The 12,288-nt window shown below is 66.1% G+C and carries 14 protein-coding genes; 11 read left to right on the top strand and 3 right to left on the bottom strand.

From position 1 onward, the window contains the following. Positions 1-26: 26 nt before the first annotated feature. Positions 27-719, bottom strand: coding sequence for a DUF6639 family protein (locus ACFQ2S_RS02280; RefSeq protein ID WP_386072366.1), 693 nt, complete (start codon positions 717-719; stop codon positions 27-29). Between the two features lie 92 nt (positions 720-811). Beyond that, positions 812-1,588 carry a trypsin-like serine peptidase gene (locus tag ACFQ2S_RS02275; RefSeq protein WP_386072364.1) on the bottom strand — a complete coding sequence of 259 codons (777 nt, stop codon included), beginning with the start codon at positions 1,586-1,588 and terminating at the stop codon, positions 812-814. A gap of 216 nt (positions 1,589-1,804) precedes the next feature. Here ACFQ2S_RS02275 and yajC point away from each other — a divergent pair, with 216 nt between their 5' ends. The 11 genes from yajC to ACFQ2S_RS02220 all read left to right on the top strand — a co-directional run bounded on the left by yajC (position 1,805) and on the right by ACFQ2S_RS02220 (position 11,612). Beyond that, the gene (gene yajC / locus ACFQ2S_RS02270) at positions 1,805-2,134 is read left to right on the top strand and encodes a preprotein translocase subunit YajC (protein WP_386072362.1); all 330 of its coding nucleotides are present in this window, start codon (positions 1,805-1,807) and stop codon (positions 2,132-2,134) included. A 28-nt stretch (positions 2,135-2,162) separates the two neighbouring features. After that, on the top strand, positions 2,163-3,824 hold the full coding sequence (gene secD / locus ACFQ2S_RS02265; RefSeq protein WP_386072361.1) for a protein translocase subunit SecD: 1,662 nt from the start codon (positions 2,163-2,165) through the stop codon (positions 3,822-3,824). 1 nt (position 3,825) lies between these two features. Continuing rightward, the gene (gene secF / locus ACFQ2S_RS02260; protein WP_386072359.1) at positions 3,826-4,794 is read left to right on the top strand and encodes a protein translocase subunit SecF; all 969 of its coding nucleotides are present in this window, start codon (positions 3,826-3,828) and stop codon (positions 4,792-4,794) included. A 34-nt stretch (positions 4,795-4,828) separates the two neighbouring features. Then, the gene (locus ACFQ2S_RS02255; RefSeq protein WP_386072358.1) at positions 4,829-5,182 is read left to right on the top strand and encodes an Mth938-like domain-containing protein; all 354 of its coding nucleotides are present in this window, start codon (positions 4,829-4,831) and stop codon (positions 5,180-5,182) included. 143 nt (positions 5,183-5,325) lie between these two features. After that, positions 5,326-5,946 carry a heme ABC exporter ATP-binding protein CcmA gene (ccmA, locus tag ACFQ2S_RS02250; protein ID WP_386072356.1) on the top strand — a complete coding sequence of 207 codons (621 nt, stop codon included), beginning with the start codon at positions 5,326-5,328 and terminating at the stop codon, positions 5,944-5,946. Next, the gene (gene ccmB / locus ACFQ2S_RS02245; protein WP_386072355.1) at positions 5,943-6,608 is read left to right on the top strand and encodes a heme exporter protein CcmB; all 666 of its coding nucleotides are present in this window, start codon (positions 5,943-5,945) and stop codon (positions 6,606-6,608) included. The genes ccmA and ccmB overlap by 4 nt, the downstream gene beginning before the upstream one ends. Positions 6,609-6,664: 56 nt before the next feature. After that, positions 6,665-7,393 (top strand): heme ABC transporter permease, encoded by a 729-nt coding sequence (locus ACFQ2S_RS02240; protein ID WP_386072353.1) that lies wholly within the window; start codon positions 6,665-6,667, stop codon positions 7,391-7,393. Further along, positions 7,390-7,593: a heme exporter protein CcmD gene (gene ccmD / locus ACFQ2S_RS02235; protein WP_386072352.1), complete on the top strand. Its 204-nt coding sequence runs from the start codon at positions 7,390-7,392 to the stop codon at positions 7,591-7,593. The genes ACFQ2S_RS02240 and ccmD overlap by 4 nt, the downstream gene beginning before the upstream one ends. Beyond that, positions 7,586-8,131: a DsbE family thiol:disulfide interchange protein gene (locus tag ACFQ2S_RS02230; protein ID WP_386072350.1), complete on the top strand. Its 546-nt coding sequence runs from the start codon at positions 7,586-7,588 to the stop codon at positions 8,129-8,131. Before ccmD ends, ACFQ2S_RS02230 begins: the two co-directional genes overlap by 8 nt. 147 nt (positions 8,132-8,278) lie before the next feature. Beyond that, positions 8,279-10,468 carry a calcium-binding protein gene (locus ACFQ2S_RS02225; protein WP_386072348.1) on the top strand — a complete coding sequence of 730 codons (2,190 nt, stop codon included), beginning with the start codon at positions 8,279-8,281 and terminating at the stop codon, positions 10,466-10,468. A 118-nt stretch (positions 10,469-10,586) separates the two neighbouring features. After that, on the top strand, positions 10,587-11,612 hold the full coding sequence (locus ACFQ2S_RS02220) for a CAP domain-containing protein (protein WP_386072346.1): 1,026 nt from the start codon (positions 10,587-10,589) through the stop codon (positions 11,610-11,612). 52 nt (positions 11,613-11,664) lie between these two features. On the opposite strand, the gene ilvN is transcribed toward ACFQ2S_RS02220, so the two are convergent. Further along, complete coding sequence (ilvN, locus tag ACFQ2S_RS02215; protein ID WP_386072344.1) at positions 11,665-12,228, bottom strand: acetolactate synthase small subunit; 564 nt, start codon at positions 12,226-12,228, stop codon at positions 11,665-11,667. Positions 12,229-12,288 lie beyond the last annotated feature (60 nt).

Raw genomic sequence — 12,288 nt, 5'->3', positions numbered from 1 at the left:
GCCCGAACGGGCCGGGGAGGGAGCGGTCAGCGGGGCGCGCGGAAGCTGTAGGAGCCGTCAAGGATGCCTTCGATGGCCTCGCATCCGCGGCTTTCGTAGTGCAGCCAGGCGGTCACGGCGAAGCGGCGCGGGGCGAGCATGTAGATGGAGAGGCTGATCATCTCCGGCGTGACCTCCCATTTCAGATCGACGGCATCGAGCAGCCGGGCCCTGTCCCGAGGGGACATTGCCGAGAGCTCCAGCGCATTGGCCACATATTCGTGGTCGACACTCGCCACCGGGCAGCCGTCCAGCGTCTGGTGCAGAAGGGCGTGGGCCATTTCGTGGGTCAGGACCGAGCGGAACAGGTGCTCGGTAGAGAGGCCGGCATAGCCATCATCCTCCGTAATGCTCGCGGCCATCAGTTCCGGCGGCAGGATATTGATGGAATTGTTGCGGCAGTCGAACGCGGCCAGCGCGTGCCCGGCTGCGAAATCCACTTCATCCTTAAGCACGATGTCCAACGGTTTGTGCTGATCGATGCCGCAGACACGGGCATCATTGCGGGCGGCGGTCGCGACCTCGCAGAGCCGGGAAATGTCACTGCCCGGCGTTGTGTCGATGCGCAGCAGCGGGTCCGGACATGGCGCCGGTTCTGAATGCGCGGGCAGGGCAAGAGCCAGAGCGATCGCTGCGAAAGACACGGCCCCCCGGCGTGGTCTGACGATGCTTCGGGTCATGGGCCATTATAGCACGAAACGGATCGATCCGTTGGCGGGGACTGCCGCGTGTGGCGTTCCGCCCCATGAGCCGCGTCAGCGCCTCCGGCCCGTCAGTTGGACAGACCCACGTTGCGCCGGGCCGCATCTGCGAGGGGCGCGAGGGTCCGGACGCCGCCGCTGCCACTGACCGAGGCCGAGACCACGGCGACGACCCGCCAGCCCGCCGGAGACTCCCACAGCACCGGGGCGCCCGACGCGCCGCTGATCACGGGGCAGTCGAGCCCGACATAGCCACCGCCGACCGGCGCGACCGCGCTTCGGTGGGTGATCTCGCAATGCGGCTGGAGCGAAAGCGCATGCGGCCGATCCTGCCGGTAGCCGATCAGTGTCAGCGGCACCGGGGTCTCGGGCATTCCTGCGGGTGGCAGAGCCGCAATCTCTTCGGAGTCGATCGGCTCGCTCAGGACAAGAATACCTGTGTCATAGGCGATCCGCTCCGGGGCGGGCGACTCGTCGTTGACGAAATCCGGGTCGATCCGGACCTGGTCGCCGATCCGATGCGCCTTGAAGTCCCCTTGCCGCCAGCCGGCGACGAAATGGACATCCTCAGGCCGGGCGGGGCGGCCATCGGCGCCGTAGAGGCAATGCGCCGCGGTCAGCACCAGATCGGGCGCGATCAGGGTGCCCGTGCACATGCCTCTGCGGCGCAACCCGGCCACGTTGACCCTGCCGATGGCGTTCCAGCCCGGCTGATCCGCCTCTGGCAGAAGCACCGGCTCTCGGTCTCCGTCGTCGGGATCGGATACGCCCGGAAGCGGAGCGAACGCCAGCAGCAGAGCTACGGCCGTGCGCCGCGCGGTGGCCGGAAACGGGAAAGTGATGCGCATCCGCCGCTCCTGCGGGCTACGGGTTGACGGCCTTAGCCTAACGTGAGGGGCCGGTCTGTCCAGTGGCACGAGAGCCGCATGCAGCCCGACCTGTCCATGCCGATCCGGCGGCCGGACATACCAGGGCATCTTGCACTTGTCATGTGCGCCCCATAGGGTGCGCGCCAAATCGCGGAAGCCCGCGCCTGCCGCAATAAAAGACGAAAGGTAACGCTCATGTTCGCAACGCCCGCCTACGCCCAGGCCGCCGGAGGCGCCGGTGGCAGCGCCATCATGCAGTTCCTGCCGCTGATCCTGATCTTCGCGATCATGTATCTGCTGCTGATCCGTCCGCAGCAGAAGAAGATGAAGGAACACCAGAAGATGGTGTCCGAGCTGCGCCGGGGCGACCAGGTCGTGACCCAGGGCGGCGTTATCGCCAAGGTTTCCAAGGTCAAGGACGACAAGGAACTCGAGGTCGAGATCGCCGAGGGCGTGAAGGTGCGCATCGTGCGCGCCACCGTCTCGCAGGTCCTGAGCAAGACCGAACCGGCAGCCGAAAGCTGACCGTCCCGCACGGAAGGCACCCTCTCTCATGCTGCAATTCCCTCTCTGGAAACGCCTGCTGATCACCGGCGTGACCGCCCTGATTCTTCTCATGGCGATGCCGAACCTGTTCTACCCGCGGGTCGAACGGCACAATGACGCGGTGAAAACGATCGAGACGAGCGGCGAGACGCCGGAACTGGCGGCCGATGTGGCCGGCTGGCCGAGCTGGTTGCCGTCGAGCCTCGTCAATCTCGGGCTCGACCTGCGCGGCGGTGCCTACCTGCTGGCCGATGTCCAAGTTGCGGATGTCTATGCCGACCGGATGGACAATTACTGGCCGGAGGTTCGGGACGCGCTGCGGGACGAACGCGACACGGTCGGCGCAATCCGCCGGATCGACGGCCCTGCCGGGGAATTGCGGGTCCGCATCGGCAATCCCGATGGGATGGCGCGGGCGCTGGAAGTTGTGCGGGGGCTGTCGCGGCCGATCCTGACCCTGACCGGCGCGGGCGCGCAGGACATCGAGGTCAGCGGCAGCGGCGACGTGCTCACCGTGCAGCTTTCCGAGGCCGAGAAGCGCGCCACCGACGACCGCACCCTGCAGCACAGCGTGGAGATCGTGCGCCGCCGTGTCGACGAGGTCGGCACGCGGGAACCGTCGATCCAGCGCCAGGGTGATACCCGGATCGTGATCCAGGTGCCCGGCATCGGGTCTGCCGATGAGCTCAAGAGCCTGATCGGCACCACCGCCAAGCTGACCTTCAACCCGGTGGTCAGCCGCACCACCGATCCCGATGCAAACCCCGGTGCGCGCAACTTGCTGCTGCCGTCGATAGACGACGAGGGCGTCTATTACATCATCGAGCAGACGGCCGTTGTGACGGGCGAGGAGCTGACCAATGCCCAGCCGAGCTTTGACCAGAACGGCCGCCCGGCGGTGAGCTTCCAGTTCAACCCGAGCGGCGCGCGCAAGTTCGGCGATTACACCCGCGACAACGTCGGCTCGCCCTTCGCCATCGTGCTCGACAACGAGGTTATCTCGGCCCCGGTCATCCAGGATCACATCCCCGGCGGCTCGGGCATCATCACCGGACAGTTCTCCATAGAGCAGTCCAACGAACTGGCCGTCCTGCTGCGCGCTGGCGCCCTTCCGGCGGAGATGACCTTCCTGCAGGAACGGACCATCGGCCCCGAACTGGGCGCCGACAGCATCGAGGCCGGCCGCATCGCGACCATCGTGGCCTTCGTCGCCGTGCTCGCCTTCATGTGGCTGAGCTACGGGCTGTTCGGGCTCTTCGCCAACATCGCGCTCATCGTCAACGTCGGCCTGATCTTTGGCCTGCTGTCGATCATCGGCGCCACGCTCACGCTACCCGGCATTGCTGGAATCGTGCTGACCGTCGGCATGGCGGTCGACGCAAACGTGCTGGTGTTCGAACGGATCCGCGAGGAGCTCAAAACGGCCCGCGGCCCCGCCCGCGCGATCGAACTGGGCTACGAGAAGGCCCTGTCGGCGATCATCGATGCCAACATCACCACTTTCCTTACCGCAGCGATCCTGTTCGCGCTCGGCTCCGGACCGGTCCGCGGCTTTGCCGTGACGCTCGGTCTCGGGATCATGACCTCCGTCTTCTGCGCGATCTTCGTGACGCGCCTGCTGATCGCGGTCTGGTTCGATCGCCGCCGGCCAAAAACCATCGAGGTCTGAGATGCGTCTGAAACTCGTACCCAACGAGACCAACTGGAACTTCTTCCGGGGCTGGCAGATCACCTTCGGCGCCTCGGCGCTCGCCATGCTGGCCTCCATTGTGCTGTTCTTCACGGTCGGGCTGAACTTCGGCATCGACTTCCTGGGCGGCACGACGATCCGCGCCGAAAGCACCTCGGCCGTCGATGTCGGCAGCTACCGCGAAGCCATCGCGCCGCTCGACCTGGGCGACGTGACGATCACCGAGGTGTTCGACAGCAGCTTCGACGAGGACAAGCACGTCGCGCAGATCCGCATCCAGCAGCAGGCGGACGAGGAGGCGGTATCGCCCGAGACCATCCAGGCACTGGAGGAGGCGCTGCAGGCGATCGACCCGGAAATCACCTTCCCGTCGGTAGAGAGCGTGGGGCCCAAGGTTTCGGCCGAACTGGTCTGGACGGCTATCGAGGCCGTGCTGCTCGCCATCGTGGCGGTGCTGTTCTACATCTGGCTCCGGTTCGAATGGCAGTTCTCGGTTGGCGCCGTCGTGGCGCTGGTGCATGACGTGGTGGTGACCATCGGCGTGTTCTGCCTGCTGCAGATCCGCTTCGACCTGACGATCATCGCCGCCTTGCTGACCATCGTGGGCTATTCGCTCAACGACACGGTGGTGATCTTCGACCGGGTGCGGGAGAACCTGCGCCGGTTCAAGAAACTGAGCCTGAAGGAAGTGCTGAACCTTTCGATCAACGAGACCCTGAGCCGGACGGTGATGACCTCACTGACGACGCTGATCGCGCTGGTCGCGCTCTACATCCTCGGCGGCGACGTCATCCGTGGGTTCGTCTTCGCGATGATCTGGGGCATCATCGTCGGCACCTATTCCACCGTCTTCGTCGCTTCGCCGGTCCTGCTGTGGCTGGGCGTGAAGCGTGACTGGTCGAAGCCGAGCCAGGGCGGGGGCACCCAGTTCGCCAATATCGACGCCTGAGGCGACCGGACGCGCCGCGGAGGAGGGCCGGGCCATGGAGTTCATCGAAGTCGAGTTTCCCGATGCTGTCCCGTTCGAGGGCTACGGCTCCGGCTTCTTCCGGATCGGTGGTGAGGTTCGGCAGGGCGATCTGCTGGTGACGGCCCGGAGCCTGCGCGGCTGGGGCGGTTACGGCGATGCGGAGGCAGTGCTGGCGTTGGCCGGAGAGATCGATTTCGTGATTGTCGGGACCGGGGCCGAGATGACGCCCATTCCGGGTACATTCCGGCGCACGCTGGAAGAGGCCGGGATCGGGGTCGAACTGATGGCCACGGCCACGGCCTGCCGGACCTACAACGTGCTGGTATCCGAAGGGCGTCGGGTGGCGGCGGCAGTGCTGGCGCTCTGACGCCTCTGGCCTGTCACAGGTGCCCGTCGGTGGCGGGGGCGACGATGGGGCGCGGTGTCAATTCCCGCGTCGCGCGAGGATACTTTCGAACAGTTGATGGCGGGACGCTTTTGTCCCGGAGGGGCTTGGGGTAAGCGCGTGCCATGGAAGTAATCGTCGAGGATCTGGCCGTCGTCCGTGGCGGCATGCGGGTGCTGGAAGGCGTCGGGTTCCGGCTGGAGGCCGGGCGCGCGCTGGTGCTGCGCGGGCCGAACGGAATCGGCAAGACCACGCTTCTGCGGACGCTGGCCGGGCTTCAGCCTGCCGATGTTGGCCGGGTGGCGCCGGGGCCGGAAGTCATGGCCTATGCAAGCCACGCCGACGGGATCAAGGCGACGCTGAGCGTGTCCGAGAACCTCGCGTTCTGGGCGGGGCTTCACGGGGTGGGCTCGATCTCGGAGGCACTTCTCGATTTCAACCTCGAGGCGCTGGAGGCACGGCCCGCGGGCAGCCTGTCGGCGGGGCAGAAGCGACGGCTTGGCCTGGCGCGTATGGCGGTGACGGGGCGGCCGATCTGGCTGCTCGACGAGCCGACAGTCTCGCTTGACCTTGCCAGCGTCGGGCTCTTCGCCGCGGCGGTGCGGCGGCACCTGGAGGCGGGAGGCAGCGCGGTGATCGCGACCCATATCGACCTCGGGATCGACGGCGCGGAGGTGCTGGAACTCGGCCCCTTCAAGGCTGCTCCGCCCGAACATGACGCCGATTTCCACGAGGCCTTCCTGTGATCGCGCTGCTCAAACGGGATCTGGCGCTGGCAGTCCGGGCCGGGGGCGGCTTCGGGCTGGCGCTGGCCTTCTTCCTGATCGTGGTGACACTGACGCCCTTCGCGGTGGGCCCCAACTCCGGCACGCTCTCGATCATCGCGGCGGGGATACTGTGGCTCGGAGCGCTGCTGTCCTGCCTGCTCTCGCTCGACCGGATCCTGGCGCTAGACTACGAGGACGGGGCGCTCGAGCTGCTGGCCACGGCGCCCATTCCGCTGGAGGCGGTGGCGGGCATCAAGGCGCTCGCCCACTGGCTGACCACGGGCCTGCCGCTGACGCTGGTCGCTCCGCTTCTTGGCGTGCTGCTGAACCTGCCTGAGCCTGGCTACCTGTGGCTGACGCTGTCACTGGCGATCGGCACGCCGGCGCTCTCCGTGGTGGGGACGTTCGGTGCGGCGCTGACGGTGGGGTTGAAGCGCGGCGGACTGCTGCTGTCTTTGATCGTGTTGCCGCTCTACGTCCCGACGCTGATCTTCGGCGCGGAAGTGGCGCGGCGCGCGTCAGAAGGGATGCCGCTTTCGGATTTCTCCACGCCGCTGGCGCTGTTGGCCGGGATTACGCTTGGAACGCTCGCGCTGCTGCCCTTTGCCTCGGCTGCGGCAATCCGCATCAACCTCCGCTGAGCTACAACCGTTAGGCTTGCTTGAGCCAACAGGAACGAAGGACTAGGTTCGCGCGCATGTCACTCTGGGAATACGCCAATCCGCGAAAATTCATGGCCCTGTCCGGTGCCGTTCTGCCCTTTGCAGCGGTAGGAACGGTGGTTGCGATGGTGGTCGGGCTGGTCTGGGGATTTTTCTTCACCCCCGACGATTACCGCCAGGGCTCGACGGTAAAGATCATCTATATCCACGTGCCCTCGGCGATGATCGCCATCAACTGCTGGCTGATGATGCTGATCACCTCGCTGGTCTGGCTGATCCGCCGCCACCATGTCAGCGCGCTGGCCGCCAAGGCCGCGGCGCCGATCGGGGCGACGATGACGGTGATCGCGCTGCTGACCGGCGCGATCTGGGGCCAGCCGATGTGGGGCACCTGGTGGGCCTGGGATCCGCGGCTGACCTCGTTCCTGATCCTGTTCCTGTTCTACCTCGGCTACATGGCGCTCTGGGCGGCGGTGGAGAACCCCGACACGGCGGCGGAACTGACCTCGGTGCTCTGCATCGTGGGCTCCGTCTTTGCGGTGCTGAGCCGCTACGCGCTGGTGTTCTGGAACCAGGGCCTGCACCAGGGGGCGTCGCTGTCGCTCGACAAAGAGGAGAACGTCTCCGATGTCTTCTACTGGCCGCTGCTGATCTGTATCGCCGGTTTCGTCGGACTCTTCATCACGCTGGTGCTGCTGCGGACCCGTACCGAAGTCCGGGACCGCCGGCTCAAGGCGCTGATCGCGCGGGAGCGGATGGCATGATGCCGGAACTCGGGAAATATGCGGTCGAGGTGCTCTCGGCCTATGCCGTGACCCTCGGCCTGGTCGTGGCGCTGGTCGTGGTGTCGATGCGCCAGTCGGTTCGCACGCGCACTCGGCTGCGCGACATCGAAAATGCGCAGGCCGCGCGCCGTGCGCCCCCTGCCGATACAGCCCAGAAGGAGACCGCATCTCATGGCTAAGGTGTCGCCGCTGATGATCCTGCCGCCGGCGATTTTCCTGGCAGTTGCCGGGCTGTTCTATGCCGGGATGATGCGGGAGAATCCGGATTCGCTGCCGAGCGAGCTCACAGGCAAACCGGCGCCGGTGGTCGAGCTGACACCGCTGGGCGACCGGCCGCTCCTGACCGATGCGGCTGTGCGGTCCGAGGGCGTGAAGCTGGTGAACTTCTGGGCAAGCTGGTGCGCGCCCTGCCGGGTCGAGCATCCGCAGCTCATGGCCATGGCCGGGGACGGGATCGCGGTGCACGGCATCAACTACAAGGACGAGAGCGCGAACGCGCTGAAGTTCCTCGCAGGCCTCGGCGATCCCTATACCCTGTCGGGAGCCGACAGAAACGGGCGCAACGCGATCGAATGGGGAGTCTACGGCGTGCCTGAGACCTTCGTGGTTGCGGGCGATGGCACGGTCATGCTGCGTTTCGCGGGTCCGATCACCACTGCGATCATGCGGGACAAGATCCTGCCAGCGATCGCCGAGGCCGAGGCGCTTACCAATTGAGCTGGCACGCCTTGCGTTAACTGCTTTCCCGGCGACATTAACCACGTCGTAACCTCTTGATCCTATCCAGATCCGAAAGAGACCACGGACAGCGACGGTCGAGCGGGGAAGATCCCGTCCGTTGCGCTTCCGTGGCGGGAACGGGTCATGACGAGTTTTCCTCAGACGCTGATCGACGGATCCGGTTTCACCTGGGACATGTGGAACGACGGCCGGATCGGCAATGGCACGAATGACGCGTTCGACGCCGGGTTCGACCTGTTCCACATGCCCTATGTCGGCGACGTGACGAGCTCGATGTCCGGGCGGCAGCTCACGATCTCAGGGGCATCGAACGAGGCGGGCGCGGAGATTACCTTTGAGCGCAGCCTCTATGTGCCGTCCGTCGGTGGCTGGGCACGCTTCGTCGATACCGCAACCAACATCGGCGCCGCGTCGCAGACCGTCACCTTCTCGGTGCGGACGGACCTGGGCTCCAACTACGCCACGCAGATCCTCGCCACCTCATCGGGCGACCTGACCTTCGACATTGGCGACCGCAGCATCCTCACCGACGACGGCAATGCGCAGGGTGATCCCATGGTCGGCATCGCCTTTGGCGACGGGGCGCGCCCGGCGGATTACACACTGATCAGCAACGACGACGTGATCTTCGAATACACGGTGACCCTGGCTCCGGGGGAGAGCGCGTCGATCCTTTATTTCGGTGTCCAGAGCTATGACCTTGCGCAGGCCGAGGCGATGCTCGCGGTGTTGAGAGGCCCGCTGCCCGGGACCATGCTGGAAGGGATTCCCGACGAGACGCTCGCGCGGATCCTCAACTACGGAACGGGTGTGACGCGTCCCGATTCCCATTACGGCAACGAGTTCGACGACCTGCTCGGCGGCAGCTCGCTGGACGAGACGTTCTACGCCCTCGAGGGCGATGACATGATCCTGGCCGAAGGCGGCGCGGATATCGTCTGGGCCGGCGACGGCGACGACACCGTTCTTGCCGGCGCGGGCAACGACAGGGTCGATGGCGGCGCCGGCGATGATTTCCTGCTCGGCGGAGATGGAAATGACACCCTGATCGGCGGCGCTGGCGCCGACCACCTCGTCGGCGGAGCCGGGAACGATGCGCTCGAGGGGGGCGATGGCGACGACTGGCTTCTGGGCGAGGCTGGCGCGGATGTGGTCACGGGCGGTGCTGGCAAGGACAGGCTCTCCGGCGGGGTGGGCGACGACACCCTGCTCGGCGATGCGGGCGACGATATCTTCATCGGCGGCGATGGCGCGGACGCGATCGACGGCGGCGCGGGGATCGACCTGGCGAGCTATGCCGGCTCCAACGATGCGGTCGTCATCGACCTCGCGGCCGGACTTGCCTCCGGCGGGCATGCGGCCGGAGACCAGCTCGCGGGGATCGAAGGTGTGGAGGGGACGCCCTTTGCCGATGATCTCGCCGGCGACGATGCGGCGAACCAGTTTCGTCCCGGTCTGGGCGAGGACAGGGTCGACGGGGCCGGCGGCTTCGACATCCTGGACTATTCCGACGCCTCCGGGCCGGTCACGCTGACCATTGGCGCCGGCACCTCGACGCAGGAGACCGGCGGATCGAGCCGCGACGTGATCACCTCGATCGAAGGCGCCATCGGTTCGCAGTTCGATGACGTGCTGATCGGCACCGCAGACTACGAGGAGTTCCGGGGCGGCGCGGGAAACGACCGGATCGAGACCAACGGCGGCGATGATCAGGCCCTGGGCGGCAGCGGGAACGACACGCTGATCGGCGGCAACGGTGCTGAAACCCTGATCGGCGGCACAGGCGGGGACCATATCGAGGGCGGCACCGGCAACGACTGGATCGAGGGCGGCGACGGCTGGGATACGGTTCTCGCCGGAGATGGCTCGGACGTGGTCACGGGCGGTGCCGGCAAGGACACGATCGAGGGCTGCACCGGGCATGACCAGCTGGATGGCGGCAGTTCGAACGACCTGCTGATCGGCGGATGGGGGCGGGACACGCTGCTGGGGGGCAACGGGGCGGATATCCTCCAGGGCGACGGAAGCAACGACCTGCTCGATGGCGGCAAGGGCAACGACCAGTTGACCGGCGGCAGCTACAACGACACCTTCGTATTCTCCAAGGGCTACGGCAAGGACGTCATCCACGATTTCACGCCGGGCGAGGATCTGCTCGATCTCGGCAATGCCGGGTTCGCCAACTTTTCCGCCGTGGAGGACGTGGCTGTCGAACTGGCAGATCGGCTGCGGATCTTCGTGACCTCGACCGACAAGCTGGATCTGATGGGCTGCACCCTGGACGATCTGCAGGCGTCGGACGTGCTGCTCTAGCGGATAGATGCCGACCCTGGCCCCGGGCGGTTGCCGGCAGGGCCTTCTTTGCGACACGCTTTCGGCCAAGTTTTGGGGTCCATATCGGACCCGTCAATGGCCCGGAAAGAAACTACACATGTCGACCGCAAGCACCGTTGAGCGCCAGATGCTCGAACTGATCAACAAGGCCCGCGCCGAGGTCGGACTGCATCCGCTGCAACTTGAACTCGATCTCAACGCGGCCGCCGAGGATCACAGCGACTGGATGCTGAAGACGGACACGTTCTCGCACACCGGCGTGGACGGGTCGTCTCCCGGCGATCGCATGAAGGCCGCGGGCTTCGAGTTCAGCGGCAGCTGGAGCTGGGGCGAGAACGTCGCCTGGCAGAGCGAACGCGGCGCCTCCGGCATCTCCGACGATGTCGAAGACCTTTTTGACGCCCTCATGAACAGCGACGGACACCGGGCGAACATCCTGAAAGAGGGGTTCGACTACGTCGGCATCGGCGTGGAGACCGGAGATTACGATGGCTGGGACGCCGTGATGGTTACCCAGACGTTCGCCTCCACCTCGGCGACGGTGGCGCTCGATACGGTCAACGCGTCCGCAGCCCTGTCCCGCTCCCTGGTGCTCTCCGGAACGAACGCGGCCGAGACGCTCTCCGGCGGGGCGGGCGCGGACATCCTGAAAGGCCGAGGCGGAGCAGATACCCTCAAAGGACTTGGCGGCGCCGACGAGCTTCAGGGCCAGAAGGGGCAGGACCTGCTCACGGGCGGGAAAGGGGCCGACATCCTTAAAGGCGGGCTCGGCGCGGATGTATTGCGCGGCAACAATGGCCAGGACAGGCTTTTTGGCGGCAACCAGAAGGATCTGCTCGATGGCGGGCTCGCCAATGACAGCCTGACCGGTGGCAGCGGCGCGGACCGCTTCGTCTTCGGGGCCCGCTACGGCACCGACACGATCACGGATTTCCAGGACGATCTGGACCTTGTCCGGCTGGACGATGCGCTCTGGTCGGGCACGCTCAATGTGGCAGAGGTGATCCGCAAGTTTGCCGACGTGCAGAAAGGCAACGTGGTCTTCGACTTCGGCGACGAGGTGCTCATCGTCGAAGGGATCGATGATGCGTCCCTGCTGAGGGACGATCTGAACATCGTCTGACAGTGCGGGCGGCGCCGGTTCCCCGGCGCTGACCCCTGTTTCGCCTCGCCCGTCAGTCCGCGCCGCGGGTCAGGGCGGCGACGCCGGTCCGGGCGATCTCCACCAGGCCGAGCGGGCGCATAAGCTCGGCGAAGGCGTCGATCTTTTCCGTCGAACCGGCAATCGAGAAGACGAAGCTCTCGAGCGTGGAATCCACCGCGTTTGCGCGGAAGATGTCGGCCAGGCGCAACGCCTCGACCCGCTTGTCGCCGGTGCCCGCAACCTTCAGCAGCGCCAGTTCGCGCTCTACCGAGGGGCCCTCGGTGGTCAGGTCCTGCACCTTGTGTACAGGGACCAGCCGGCCAAGCTGCGCCTTGATCTGCTCGATCACTTCGGGCGTGCCGGTCGTCACGACGGTGATCCGCGAGCGGTGCCCGGTGTGGTCGACCTCGGCCACGGTCAGGCTCTCGATGTTGTAGCCGCGTCCCGAGAACAGGCCGATCACGCGGGCCAGCACGCCGGCCTCGTTGTCGACGACCACGGCCAGCGTATGCGTCTCGATGACCTCGGCGTTTGGGTTGCGCAGGTCGTAGGCGGAATGCTTCGACGAACCCTGTTCGATCTTGAGTGCGGACATCTGGTGTTCCTCGTCTATTGCGCCAGCTCGCGCGTGCAGCGACGTGCATACACCGCGAGG

Origin of the sequence: Tropicimonas aquimaris (assembly GCF_042676185.1) — a bacterium.
GTDB classification, from domain to species: Bacteria; Pseudomonadota; Alphaproteobacteria; order Rhodobacterales; family Rhodobacteraceae; genus Tropicimonas; species Tropicimonas aquimaris.
This window is presented reverse-complemented; position numbering and strand designations above follow the sequence as displayed.

Excerpts from the sequence above, each read along its gene's own strand:
- yajC (WP_386072362.1), top strand. The coding sequence starts at position 1,805 with ATGTTCGCAACGCCCGCCTACGCCCAGGCCGCCGGAGGCGCCGGTGGC.
- ACFQ2S_RS02280 (WP_386072366.1), bottom strand. The coding sequence starts at position 719 with ATGACCCGAAGCATCGTCAGACCACGCCGGGGGGCCGTGTCTTTCGCA.
- ACFQ2S_RS02240 (WP_386072353.1), top strand. The coding sequence starts at position 6,665 with ATGTCACTCTGGGAATACGCCAATCCGCGAAAATTCATGGCCCTGTCC.
- ACFQ2S_RS02255 (WP_386072358.1), top strand. The coding sequence starts at position 4,829 with ATGGAGTTCATCGAAGTCGAGTTTCCCGATGCTGTCCCGTTCGAGGGC.
- ACFQ2S_RS02275 (WP_386072364.1), bottom strand. The coding sequence starts at position 1,588 with ATGCGCATCACTTTCCCGTTTCCGGCCACCGCGCGGCGCACGGCCGTA.
- ccmD (WP_386072352.1), top strand. The coding sequence starts at position 7,390 with ATGATGCCGGAACTCGGGAAATATGCGGTCGAGGTGCTCTCGGCCTAT.
- ACFQ2S_RS02220 (WP_386072346.1), top strand. The coding sequence starts at position 10,587 with ATGTCGACCGCAAGCACCGTTGAGCGCCAGATGCTCGAACTGATCAAC.
- ilvN (WP_386072344.1), bottom strand. The coding sequence starts at position 12,228 with ATGTCCGCACTCAAGATCGAACAGGGTTCGTCGAAGCATTCCGCCTAC.
- secD (WP_386072361.1), top strand. The coding sequence starts at position 2,163 with ATGCTGCAATTCCCTCTCTGGAAACGCCTGCTGATCACCGGCGTGACC.
- secF (WP_386072359.1), top strand. The coding sequence starts at position 3,826 with ATGCGTCTGAAACTCGTACCCAACGAGACCAACTGGAACTTCTTCCGG.
- ccmA (WP_386072356.1), top strand. The coding sequence starts at position 5,326 with ATGGAAGTAATCGTCGAGGATCTGGCCGTCGTCCGTGGCGGCATGCGG.
- ACFQ2S_RS02225 (WP_386072348.1), top strand. The coding sequence starts at position 8,279 with ATGACGAGTTTTCCTCAGACGCTGATCGACGGATCCGGTTTCACCTGG.
- ACFQ2S_RS02230 (WP_386072350.1), top strand. The coding sequence starts at position 7,586 with ATGGCTAAGGTGTCGCCGCTGATGATCCTGCCGCCGGCGATTTTCCTG.